1 protein-coding gene is annotated in these 699 nt (G+C 30.0%); it reads left to right on the forward strand.

From position 1 onward, the window contains the following. Positions 1-105 precede the first annotated feature (105 nt). Positions 106-699 (forward strand): hypothetical protein (locus tag NNN71_RS24840; protein ID WP_271459608.1); only part of this gene is annotated, 594 nt, incomplete at its 3' end.

Below are 699 nucleotides of genomic sequence, written 5' to 3' on the forward strand. Positions count from 1 at the left end.
AAATATATCGATGTCTTATTAAAAAACGGAAATATATGTGAACTTGCGTCTATCTCTGAAAGAATGTCTCAACAAGATATTATTTTATGTTCAGATGNANAAAAAATGACTGTTTCATTCATGTATTTTTTATTAGGTGAATACAGTAAAGTAATCGAACTTTTCGAACAAGATGATACTAATACTGCACCTTATTATTATGAAATTTCACAATGGATATCCAAAGTAAAGACTTCCATAGATTTTGATAGTAATGATGAGGCTCTTGGAGAGTTCTTTATGTATATAAAAACTCTAATTAACAATGAAGAGTATAATACTGCACTTTCAGCTGTACAAAGCTATGGTATCGATCTTGCTTTGTGCAATTCACTTACTCTCGATATTCTGTTTGCAAGCAAAAGATATGATGAGCTATATGATAAACTGTCATCTTATAGAGCTTATGATCTTAACTCATCTATCGCTAAAAAGTTTTTAGTCGCGTTATTGAATAAAAAACTCTATCATGAAATCATAAGCTATGATGATAGGTTATCTATTCATAGCAGGAATATTGATACGTCGGACGGAAAGGAATTAAGTGACGATATTAAGGAGATTTTTGCTATTTCATATTTCTACTTATCTAAATGGCTTCCTGCTATATATCAATTTGAGAGCATGAAAAAACAAACATCTTCATTCTTGTACGAATAT

Origin of the sequence: Kluyvera sp. Awk 3 (assembly GCF_028069715.1) — a bacterium.
Lineage (GTDB): Bacteria > Pseudomonadota > Gammaproteobacteria > Enterobacterales > Enterobacteriaceae > Kluyvera > Kluyvera georgiana_A.